Source organism: Holospora obtusa F1, from assembly GCF_000469665.2.
GTDB lineage: Bacteria > Pseudomonadota > Alphaproteobacteria > Holosporales > Holosporaceae > Holospora > Holospora obtusa.
In genome coordinates, this window is sequence record NZ_AWTR02000056.1 from 1 (window position 1) to 10,048 (window position 10,048).

Consider the following 10,048-nt stretch of genomic DNA (forward strand, 5'->3'; position numbering starts at 1 on the left):
AAGAACACAATCTAATCATCTATTTGCATCACTCATTGCATACTGCAAATTAGAATTATTGAAAGTGAAAACCTCATTGAATCATTTTGCAATAAAACAAAAACTATTGTTAAAAGCCAATGTCTTAATGTTCAATGAACTTCAAATTTTGAAAAGTGCTACGTAAGATGAGTCAGTCAATTAGTGCTTTTTCACTTTATAATAATTCAACTGCCTTTAATATAGAGTAAAAATAGCAATAATTTCCCAAAAGGTCTATTGTTTTATTAATCAACTTTTTAAATTTTATCGAAGGGGACTGTTGATACCGGTCTATCTATATTCTTAATTGCACATTACAGAAAGTTGCATACGTTCCATTTAAAGCTAGCAACTCTTCATGAGTGCCTTGTTCACTCACTCCGTCATCCGTTAATACCAGAATTCTCTGTGCGTGCCTTATTGTTGATAATCGGTGAGCTATCACAAGAGTTGTTCGATTGATTATTAATCTTTCTAATGAATTTTGTACAGCTTTTTCGCTTTCATTATCTAATGAACTTGTTGCTTCATCAAAAATAATGATAGGAGGATTTTTTAAAAAAACTCGAGCAACACTTAGTCTCTGCTTTTGGCCACCAGACAATTTTACGCCTCTTTGTCCAATATCTGTATCATACCCTCTAGGTAATGCCATAATAAAATCATGAGCATTTGCTTGTTTTGCCGCTAAAATGACTTCTTCATAACTGGCGTTAGGTTTTCCATAACGAATATTTTCTAATATCGTTCCCAAAAAAAGATAAGTATCTTGTTGAACAATGCCTATATGTTTCCTTAACGAGCGTTTTGTAATCTGATTGATATTTTTTCCATCTATAAAAATTTCACCTGTATTGACTTCATAAAATCGAGGAATCAAAGAGCATAAAGTTGTTTTTCCTACACCAGATGGTCCCACTAACGCAATATATTCCCCTGATTTTATACTAAGAGACAAATTGTTTAATATGTAATCATGATCTGTTTTGTACTTAAAGCTTACGTTCCTGAATTCTATATTTCCCTGAACTTCAATGTTTTCTATGGCATGAAGACTATCCTTGATATCTGGTTCTACCTCTAAAATCTCCATGACTCGCTCAAATCCTGTAAATCCTTCTTGACATAATCGAACAAAATTACCAAGCCTTTTGATGGGCTCAATCAGTATACCGATATAGAGTAAAAAAGTCAGTAAATCAGATAAATCTAAACTTTTTTTAACAATACTGATTGAGCCAAAAATGACGACAACGATAATCATGAGCTGTGTTAAAGTTGCAAGGCCACTATAAAAATAAGCTTCATTTTTGTATTGATCTTTCCGACTTTCAATAAAATTTTGATTAACGAGAGTAAATTTCTTTTTTTCAATTTCTTCATTAGTAAAGGACTTAACAACCCTAATACCGGAAAGAGCATCTTCCACCTGTACATTAATATCATTTATTTTCTCTCTGTTTTTTTTTAACGCAGCATGCATTTTACTGCTAAAATAATACCCATATATTCCCATAATTGGAAGAAAACTAAGCGAAATAAAAGTTAATCTTAAATCAATATAATTTAAAATTAAAAATGCGCCAATAAAATTTACTAAAGAGATCATCATATCTTCAGGGCCATGATGATATAGTTCTGAAATATTGAGAGAATCGTTCGATATTCTTGTCATTAACGCTCCAATTCGATGCTCATCGTAAAAACTAAAGGAGAGTTTTTGGTAATGCTCAAATAAATCGTTTCGTATTGCGCCTTCCATAAGTGCACCCATTGTATGGCCTTTATAATTCACAAAGGTTTTGCACGCTATATAAATGATAAGCAGAATAATCATTACTCCGCCCATAAAGTAAATATCGTTAAGCGTAGCTAAGGATCTCTCTTTAAGCAAATGTTTAGTAATATAGCGTACACAAAATGGAAGTGCAAGCGTAATAATAGATACCATTGCAGAACACGCTAGATCGGTATAAAATAAATTAGTGTACGGTTTGTAATATGAAAAAAATCTTTTTATTCGTTGGCGATTCATCAAATCTCTCATTTAAATTTTTTGTAAACCATCATACCGGATCGTCGTTCAGTGCACATACTGCTTCCTTAAAGTGTTGAGCAAAACTTATAAGATTCTTTTTTAATCTGGAAATTAGCGATTAAATTGAATCTTTCACTATTAAAATTAAACTAAAACAGCACATAATGCAACTAATCTAGAAATTTTATACTCCATTCTGATGGGATGGGGGATGAAGATTTTTTGATAGGATCCAGCCTCAGGAATCGTGAAAAAATAACTTACATGATTGCATAATGCCTTGAGATGTGAAAGATAATATTGAAAAAGAACACTGTGTTTCCAAAATACAAGAAAAATATCTAGCAATAGAATTTATGTCTAAATGAGAGAGGGGCGCAGGCTATGGGCTGCTACAAAAGCCAGGTCTTATGGTTATGGAGGTATTGTGAGTAAAGCAACGCAAACGTCTAGCAAAATAATTGATAAGGGCTTGAAAGAACTAGACAGCTTAAATAGTATAGATCAAACTAGAGTCAGAGCAGCTGGTAATGGAAGAAAGTCAGTCAAAAATAAACATTCCGATATCTTAAAAACATTAGAAGATCTTGTTGATCCAATTGATCGAGGTGCCCCCGAATTTCCACTAAAATGGACCAGCAAAAGTGTTAGAAAACTTGAGGGAGCGATGCTTAACGCAAAATATTCTATGAGTTAGCGTAACTTCATGAGCTTGGTTATAGTTTGCAATCGAATCGAAAAAAATTAAAAAGGGATCATCGCATATGGACAAAGATGCTCAGTTTCATTATATAAACGAGGCAGTTAAAGAAGCAATAAATAACAATCAGCCCTCAATTTCAGTAGATGTCAAGAAGAAAGAAAATATTGGTGAATTTAAAGATAATGGTCAAGAACATGTGCCAAAAGGAAAGCCAATCGAGGTTGAAACATACGACTTTCCGAAACAAAGAATTGGGTAAAGTAAGGCCTTACGGTATATATGATAGGCTGAGTTTCTATTGGTATAAGCCGTGATACAGCTGAGTTTGCAGTCAATCTATTCGTGCATGGTGGCATATTACGGGCAAACAATTATATAAAAATACAACTGAGTTAGTTGTAACGGACATAGAGTTAGATTGACATAGGGTTAGATTGTGAAAGCATGAATTGCAAAGATTTTCTAATGAATCAAGGCTTTACATTAAAGTCAGACATTTTCCTCCTGATACTAGCAAGTGGAAAAAACAGAGCATAAGTTGTTTAGTTATATTTCTAAGAATTGGCGTGGCAAGCCATTCATTTCAAGAGAAGCAGTCGTCAATTTGATTGGCAACCCTGCAACCAACAAAGGTCTAAAAATCAGCGCTGTTCTTGATCAAAACAACTATAATACAGGGAGAAAAATAGATGATAAATGGGCAGCTTTAAACATTTTTGCAGATCAATTTCACCTTAAATGGAACTATGTAAAATTTTGTAAGCTATTTTTTCACAGGTCCTAAGGCGTACATTGGTAGCCTGGATGATTTAAGAGAATCTGTATGCAATTTTATTAAACCTCTATCAACTGAGCGTATTTTAAAAACGTGCTCTGTAATTTAACTAAATTAATTTAGGAAAATCATTTTATTGCATTAATCTCTGGAGGATATGCATTATACCCGAATTTTTTTTCGATATTTTATCACGGAAGGCCAAGATGCCTGACGAAACAACGGTATTCCGCTTTTGAGCTACCCTTTTCGGTCAGGCAAACGCGCTATTGCGTGGATGAGGATGATTTAGTGCACTAAGAGATTGCCCTTAAAACAATTGCTCAAGCTAACTCGCTGTATTGACAAATATATAGAAGCATCTTCAGTTTTCGGTGTTAATTTATAATTCAATAAAATTAAGGAAGGCTTGATATTTAATTATTTTGAGAGTTTTTACCTAAAGATAGATAAAAATGTTTTTTGATAATGATTAAAGATTTCTGGTGTCGTAAGCGCACACAAAAGCTTGATTGATCCGTATACCATAAATTCATTTTTGGAAACTACTTTAGTACGTCTCGTCATGTGTCCTAGGTGATGTCTTGTATTACTATGATCTTGTTCTATGCATACAGTGCCTGATTTTCCAATATTATGGCGGTTTTTTGGTAGAGATTTTAGAAAAAGCATCTCCATTATCAGTATAAAATGTGCATTCATTTTTGGAAACTACTTTAGTACGTCTCGTCATGTGTCCTAGGTGATGTCTTGTATTACTATGATCTTGTTCTATGCATACAGTGCCTGATTTTCCAATATTATGGCGGTTTTTTGGTAGAGATTTTAGAAAAAGCATCTCCATTATCAGTATAAAATGTGCAATTTTCAGATGTTTGACTTTTGCGTAAAGTCGTGTGAACGTTGCAGCATCACGATTCCCTGTAACTCAGGCAACAGTTCTCCGTGTGCTACGATCAACAGTTTTGATAATCCAAAGTTTTTAACTTTTTTTGGAAAAAATACTACATTTCATCAAATTTCACTGTTTGAATGTGACCTGAAACCGAGGATCCTTGTATTTTTTCCATCTCTGTCATCCCCCATCTGTGTATAATAGAAGGAAAATGATGCCTTAGCTAAAGAGTGTAAAGTGACGCATAAAGCTTTTTTGACAGCGTTTTCCTTTTTGCCCCTCTTGTCACCTTCAACAAAGTTAATAATCATATTCCTTATACTTATAGCCCTGAACCTTGCGTACTATACCGTTCCTTATGCAGTTTTAGGAATTACATTCTTGTAATGCATTGCTAATGACCTTAATACGACACTATAGTCGTATATTGATATAAAACTATCTAAACATCAAAACTCTCAAAAATTTATTGATGTTTAGGAGGAAATGTATGAATCAAGAAAGAAATTATCTTGATATCGTATAATACGATGATTACAAAATCGCAATTTTTTGTTTAATTGTCCAACGTGAGTTTCTAACGTCGAAGTCTCTACCATATGATGATAATTCCAAACTTCTTTCAAAATCTTTTCTTTATTAACTTTTTTTTGATATTGATTGAGGAAATAAATAAGAATTTTGTGCTCTTTTTCTCTTAAAACTATCAATTCCTTTTTTTTAGTAATGATGGTATGATCATAAAGTAGAAAATCCTCCAAAGCATATCCTACTTTATTCTGGAGAATTTTTAATTCTCCTAAAAAAACAAAAAAAAATTCAGGTAATAAATAATATTTTTTAGAAATCCAATTCTCAAAAACACATTGCTTATTCTGCACATAAACATACGACAAAACTGATCTTTCTTCCCGAAAAAAATTTAACTGTTCTTGTTTTTCACAAAAAAACACCTCAAGATCAAAAAAATTTTGATCAACAACTTCTCTCCAAAGAGAACACCAGTAAATGTCACCAAAAAACAAAACATTCTTCTTTATGATACGAACCATAGAAAAAAATTAATCTATATCTTGTGAATCAATTTCAAGAGAAGAAAACTCATGAGTAGATATGGATTCAAGGGCAGATTTTAAATGTTTTCCAGCACGGAACACAGGAACTAAAACCGCGGGAACTATTACAGGAGCTCCTGTTTTTGGATTTCGTGCAGTCATCTCTGGACGTAATCTTGCTAAAAAAGACCCAAAACCTGTCAATCTCACAGAATTACCTTCTTTTAAGGTCTCTGTAACTACCTCTAAAAACTGATCTAACACCTGATTTACGGTACTTTTACTAATTCCACTGCTTGCAGAAATTTTGGTAACCAGATCTATTTTAGTTATTCCTATTTTCATTTTTACTCTCCAAAACAATCTATTTCTCTAAATTTTATCTAAAATTTAACTTTTAGTCCAGACAAAACTGCAGTTGCAGAATTGCTTGGAGTGGTTGGAAATGGAAGTTTAGTTAATGCTGCGCCCGCAGTTCCCATATAAGGCCAAGCAGGATTAGACATTTTATAACTAATGGCAACTTCTATAAAATAATCTACCCCATCCACTAAAGACCGATCTCCGGATAAAACCCAAGCACTCCCTTTTGCTTTTATAAGATTAGCCTCTTGATCTGTAGAAATAAAGCCAGTGTGCGAACCAGTTCGTAAGTATCCCAAAGAAACTCCCCACTGATTTTTTACAATATATCCAATTCCTGTGTTCAGTGTATAACTTTTTCCACAATCATGAGGAGAATACATCATTGTAGGGAGTTTTTCTTTTATTCCAAGATTTGTACCCAAAGAAGGTGTCAAACTTGGAAGATGATTTTTTAAAAACCCAGAGCGTCCGTTATAAATATATTCAACCCCTAAACACCACGGACCATAATTAGCATTCATTGCTACATCCCAACTATTATTGCTGTATACAGCTAAAAGAGGTTGCTGAGGAATGGCAGGTCGTGTTTTTCCGTGTATTCGAACAAAAGATAATGCTATTCCAAATGATTCTCGTTCTAGAGAATAGCGAATAGATTGTGCAAAACTATTTAGATCAAAAGAAGCTTTCAAAGGATCTTTACTATTAAAAGCGGTATTCATTTTCGCCTCCCCCATCATAGAAGTATTTGGGGTATAAGAAAGACCAAACTGAACAGAGCCAAAGGTTTTGATATCTCCGAAATTTGGAGAAAAGAAAACTAATTTTGTTGCAACTCCAGTATCTCCCTTCATGCTGGGGAACATAAACACACCCGTTGTAGGATTTAAAAATCTACTGATCGCTCCATCCGTACCTCCCGTTCCTTTTAAAAAAGATGACGGGCCTGCGACTGCTCGATTCTCTATACCTTTTGTATTTCCAAACACAAAAGTTCCGTAAAAAGTATCTATTTCCGCGGCAATTTCTCGAACAGATTGCTTGTTATCAGGATCTCCAGTAAAAGCAATAAACACTGCAAAAGTTCCTTCTTTAGAAAAAAACGGCTGCTCTGCTCGCACCATAAATTGAGAATTATTCACGTTTAATTGACTTCTTGCAACATGCGAATAAATTTTTTCTCCGTTACCAAACAGTCCCGACAAATTAAACACACTTCCTCCACCTGGAGGGGTAAACAAAACTGTATAATCTGTCTTATTTCTTCCTAATGTCATAGCAAAACTTGCTTTTCCAGAAAGTAACAGAGAAAAACCACCTTGATTTTCTCCTTTTTCTTTCAAAAATTTTTTTTTAGGTGTAACAAGAGAAGTAGAAGAATTTATCAACTTTCGTTCTAAATTTTTAGTATTAGAAGTAGTTGCGCTAAGATCAAGTCCAAACAAAGAACTGGAAAAAAACAAAAAACACCCAAGTAAAAAAAACATGAATAAATAAAAATTATAAACGTTCGAATCTTATAGCACGGTTAAAGCTTCAGTGTCAAGGCAAATTTTACCATTTGATAAAAGTTTTGTTTTTTAGTTACCAAAAAATAAAAAGTGCAGGTAAACCAATTGTAAAATTTAAAAACAGGATGAAAATTTATTTGTGTTACAGTGAGCACCTTGAATTGGGAATCGGTTATGATAGGTTAGAAAAAAATCGTAAGTTAAAGTCTTCATAGAATTTTAATTTATGAAAAAAAGTGAGAATCCCCTTAGACAAAAAGGTGTAACGCAAGTGAGTTATAGATTTTTTTTATGGACTATTACAACCAACACTTAATTTGAGGTAATTTTTTAAAGTAAATGTGAATTAAAGTGAGGATATGTTTGTTTTTCATTATTCGCAAAAGTTCCCATTAAGCTATTCAAATGTCCTTCTAAAATCTCAACCTCTTGTATTGTTCCTATGATTACATCACTTACGTTATTTTTAGTATGAACATAAACGGATTGCATATAAGGAGTTTTTCCTAAAACTTGTCCAGAATGTTTTCCTTTTTTTTCGAATAAAACTGGAAGAGTCACTCCTTTTTTGCTCATGTTAAACGTTTTTTGGCTGTGACGTAAAATTTCTTGAAGTCTGTGTAATCTTTCTTTTTTTATTTCAAAAGGAATTTGTTGTTTTAAAGCAGAAGGCGTTCCAGGGCGAGAGCTGTACATAAAAGAATACGCTTGCGCATATTGAACACGAATAGCAAGTTGGCAAGTTTTTTCAAAATCTTCTTCCGTTTCTTCAGGATGTCCTACGATAAAATCTGAAGAAATGGCTATGTCTGATCTTGCTTCTTTGAGTTTTTCTACTATAGATTCATACTCTTGTACAGTGTATTGACGATTCATTGCCTGAAGAACATTGTTCGATCCAGATTGAACAGGAAGATGCAGAAAAGGCATTAATTGAGGAATTTCTTTATGGGCTCGAATCAAATCGTGCGTCATTTCTCTTGGATGAGAAGTCATGTATCTTAGGCGAAAAACTCCTTCTAATTCTGCACATCGGTACAAGAGTTCAGAAAAAGTTACGTTTTTTCCTAAAAAATTTTTAGATTGATAAGCGTTTACGTTTTGTCCTAACAGAACTAATTCTTTTGCTCCTTTTTTTAAGAGCGCTTTTGCTTCCTGTAAAACATCCTCTAAAGGTCTTGAATATTCTGCTCCTCGAGTATATGGAACAACGCAGTAACTGCAAAATTTATTGCACCCTTCTTGAATGGAAAGCATTGCACTAACACCATGAAAGTTTCTCGGCGTTTTTAAGTTATCGAATTTAGAAATTTTAGGAAATCCTGTGCGTAATATTCCCTGTCCAGGTTTAGTTTCAGAAACTCGATCTCGTTCAATTTTTGCTAATAATTCAGGAATCTTGTCATAAGTTTGTGGACCTACAACGAGATCTACATAAGCTGCTCGCTTTAAAATATGTTTTCCAAGCGCTTGAGCGGAGCATCCAGCTACCACAATGATCATTTCTTTATTAAATTCTTTTCGGCGATCTTTTAAAATACGAACACGCCCTAAATCAGAAAATAATTTTTCTTCTGCTTTTTCGCGAATTTGACATGTGTTAAAGATAACAATATCTGCGTCCATTTCTTGACTTAAGCTGTATCCTAAGATTGTTAACATTTCCTGTATTCTCTGAGAATCATAGACATTCATTTGGCATCCATAAGTAATCACATGTAATGTTTTGTACATATATTTTTTCCTTTCTTAATGCTTAAAGTGTTTATAAATTTAACGAATATTTTGTATTTTTAAGGCTTCAGATATTCCAAACCTGATTGTATGCTCACACTTTGTTGCGGAAAGTTTACGGCAAGATTCAGAAAAAAATGGGGGATGAAAGTTTAACACTACTGTTAATGATCGCCAGCTGCAACATTCTAATAAGTGAGGGAGCAACGCAATGCTTCCGATCCAACCTATTTTTCTTCTCACCCAAGATAAAACAGGAAGACCGTTAATTTCTGTGTAGCAAATAGAAATAGGTTGAATTCTGATCGTTTGATCTAATTTAAAAAAAGCAGGATAAAAAGATTCGGTTAAAATTCCATTTCCCGTTGTTCCTTCTGCAAAAACTAAAACAGCTTTGTTGTGTTGAATTGCGTATTTTATGTGTTTTTGACCGTCATGAATGCCTCGTAAAGTTCTTTGGATGAATATGGTTTCAAATTTGTACGCTATCCAACCAATCAAAGGCCATTGTTTTACTTCTTTTTTTGCTATGAAAAGATAAGAAGCGTGTTCACCTAAAAGCATAACATCCAAATAGGATATATGATTGGAAATAGCAAAAACATTTTCTTGACAAATCGTACCTTGCACAATAACTTTACGAATTCCAGAACAACGACGGATTCCTTTGTACAATTTTTTACGTAAAATCAAAGAAAAAGCGGGAAATAAAAAAGACAAGGCTACAATTATACAAGCCCAAAGTAAAAGCAACCCTATTCCCGTTACACGGAATAATGCACAAAAATAATTTTTTTGAAATCTGAATACAGGATATTTTTCGTCTATCATGATCCGTAACTTTGCACTAAACGCTTTGTATCGACAACAACGCAGGCATCTAAAGAAGAAAAATTAAAATCTTGAAATATTCCTTTTCCCACCCATCCTCCAACTTGAATATAGCTGCG

Annotated in this window: 10 protein-coding genes and 2 pseudogenes; 4 read left to right on the forward strand and 8 right to left on the reverse strand. The window is 33.6% G+C overall.

The features are described 5' to 3' along the window. Positions 1–166, forward strand: a pseudogene (locus P618_RS09260) (IS701 family transposase); the annotation flags it as partial. 150 nt (positions 167–316) lie between these two features. Here P618_RS09260 and P618_RS02855 read toward each other — a convergent pair. Then, complete coding sequence (locus tag P618_RS02855; protein WP_024161132.1) at positions 317–2,056, reverse strand: ABC transporter ATP-binding protein; 1,740 nt, start codon at positions 2,054–2,056, stop codon at positions 317–319. Positions 2,057–2,423: 367 nt separating this feature from the next. On the opposite strand from P618_RS02855, the gene P618_RS06030 reads away from it, so the two are divergent. The 3 genes and pseudogenes from P618_RS06030 (at position 2,424) to P618_RS07295 (ending at position 3,546) form a co-directional block, all read left to right on the forward strand. Beyond that, positions 2,424–2,756: a hypothetical protein gene (locus P618_RS06030; protein WP_021827675.1), complete on the forward strand. Its 333-nt coding sequence runs from the start codon at positions 2,424–2,426 to the stop codon at positions 2,754–2,756. A gap of 46 nt (positions 2,757–2,802) precedes the next feature. After that, positions 2,803–3,021, forward strand: coding sequence for an ISAzo13-like element transposase-related protein (locus tag P618_RS07290; RefSeq protein WP_275574329.1), 219 nt, complete (start codon positions 2,803–2,805; stop codon positions 3,019–3,021). A gap of 190 nt (positions 3,022–3,211) precedes the next feature. Beyond that, positions 3,212–3,546, forward strand: a pseudogene (locus P618_RS07295) (ISAzo13-like element transposase-related protein). A gap of 426 nt (positions 3,547–3,972) precedes the next feature. On the opposite strand, the gene P618_RS07840 reads toward P618_RS07295, so the two are convergent. From P618_RS07840 to P618_RS06045, 7 genes are all read right to left on the reverse strand, one after another. Next, a complete protein-coding gene (locus P618_RS07840) occupies positions 3,973–4,209 on the reverse strand; it encodes an IS1 family transposase (protein ID WP_162147066.1) in 237 nt (78 codons plus the stop codon). Then, a complete protein-coding gene (locus P618_RS07300) occupies positions 4,172–4,375 on the reverse strand; it encodes an IS1 family transposase (protein WP_162147067.1) in 204 nt (67 codons plus the stop codon). The genes P618_RS07840 and P618_RS07300 overlap by 38 nt, the downstream gene beginning before the upstream one ends. A gap of 533 nt (positions 4,376–4,908) precedes the next feature. Next, complete coding sequence (locus tag P618_RS02875) at positions 4,909–5,457, reverse strand: winged helix-turn-helix domain-containing protein (RefSeq protein ID WP_162147068.1); 549 nt, start codon at positions 5,455–5,457, stop codon at positions 4,909–4,911. Positions 5,458–5,493: 36 nt separating this feature from the next. Next, on the reverse strand, positions 5,494–5,850 hold the full coding sequence (locus P618_RS02880; RefSeq protein WP_476702730.1) for an HU family DNA-binding protein: 357 nt from the start codon (positions 5,848–5,850) through the stop codon (positions 5,494–5,496). Between the two features lie 20 nt (positions 5,851–5,870). Beyond that, positions 5,871–7,340 carry a porin family protein gene (locus P618_RS02885; protein ID WP_021827669.1) on the reverse strand — a complete coding sequence of 490 codons (1,470 nt, stop codon included), beginning with the start codon at positions 7,338–7,340 and terminating at the stop codon, positions 5,871–5,873. Between the two features lie 354 nt (positions 7,341–7,694). Further along, on the reverse strand, positions 7,695–9,098 hold the full coding sequence (gene miaB / locus P618_RS02890; protein WP_021827668.1) for a tRNA (N6-isopentenyl adenosine(37)-C2)-methylthiotransferase MiaB: 1,404 nt from the start codon (positions 9,096–9,098) through the stop codon (positions 7,695–7,697). 39 nt (positions 9,099–9,137) lie between these two features. Further along, positions 9,138–9,929 (reverse strand): lysophospholipid acyltransferase family protein, encoded by a 792-nt coding sequence (locus P618_RS06045; protein WP_021827667.1) that lies wholly within the window; start codon positions 9,927–9,929, stop codon positions 9,138–9,140. Positions 9,930–10,048 lie beyond the last annotated feature (119 nt).

Excerpts from the sequence above, each read along its gene's own strand:
- P618_RS02855 (WP_024161132.1), bottom strand. The coding sequence starts at position 2,056 with ATGAATCGCCAACGAATAAAAAGATTTTTTTCATATTACAAACCGTAC.
- P618_RS06030 (WP_021827675.1), top strand. The coding sequence starts at position 2,424 with ATGAGAGAGGGGCGCAGGCTATGGGCTGCTACAAAAGCCAGGTCTTAT.
- P618_RS07840 (WP_162147066.1), bottom strand. The coding sequence starts at position 4,209 with ATGCTTTTTCTAAAATCTCTACCAAAAAACCGCCATAATATTGGAAAA.
- P618_RS07300 (WP_162147067.1), bottom strand. The coding sequence starts at position 4,375 with ATGCTTTTTCTAAAATCTCTACCAAAAAACCGCCATAATATTGGAAAA.
- P618_RS02885 (WP_021827669.1), bottom strand. The coding sequence starts at position 7,340 with ATGTTTTTTTTACTTGGGTGTTTTTTGTTTTTTTCCAGTTCTTTGTTT.
- miaB (WP_021827668.1), bottom strand. The coding sequence starts at position 9,098 with ATGTACAAAACATTACATGTGATTACTTATGGATGCCAAATGAATGTC.
- P618_RS06045 (WP_021827667.1), bottom strand. The coding sequence starts at position 9,929 with ATGATAGACGAAAAATATCCTGTATTCAGATTTCAAAAAAATTATTTT.